Here is a 510-nt window from a genome sequence, read left to right as displayed (position 1 = left end):
GAAGAGGCGATAAACATGCAGTCAACGGAAGCGCATATGAAGGAAAAACAACGTAGAGAAAAAATAGAAATAATATTTAGTCACAGGGTAAAAGGAGAAAGTTATTTTCACGGTTCCTCCTATCAATGGAAAAACATTGTATACCAAAATTATAATAGGATACAACAAAAAGAGTTGGAAATTGAACAACTCATTTTAAAAATGGAGAAATCAGGGATTCGCTTTACGCAGCACCGTTCACTTATACAATATCCCGTCATTGATTTTGTAAAATATATAGCTAAGGTTAATAAGGAAACCCTCGAAATACAATAATCATATTCAAAGGAAACCTTTATAAAAAGTTTATTTTCGAAACTTTGTTAACAAAAAGCTCAAAAACTCATTGTAATATTCTTTTTATTCTCAATACTCTTCATTTTTGTTATAATAATAACCATAACGTATTCTAGTCGTTTGTATATCTTCAGATTTTGTAAATTTTATTACACAAAAAGACAACTCTTAATT

Annotated in this window: 1 protein-coding gene; it reads left to right on the top strand. The window is 29.0% G+C overall.

Features of this window, described 5'->3' with window-relative positions; all coding sequences use genetic code 11:
* The first annotated feature begins 15 nt into the window (after window positions 1-15).
* Window positions 16-315, top strand: a complete 300-nt coding sequence (locus JDS96_RS30665; RefSeq protein WP_199669114.1) for a hypothetical protein — start codon at window positions 16-18, stop codon at window positions 313-315.
* Window positions 316-510: the final 195 nt, after the last annotated feature.

Source organism: Bacillus cereus group sp. N21, from assembly GCF_016483395.1.
In the GTDB taxonomy this organism is placed as follows: Bacteria; Bacillota; Bacilli; order Bacillales; family Bacillaceae_G; genus Bacillus_A; species Bacillus_A pseudomycoides.
The sequence above is the reverse complement of the archived record's forward strand: the minus strand, read 5'-3'. Positions and strand labels throughout refer to the sequence as shown.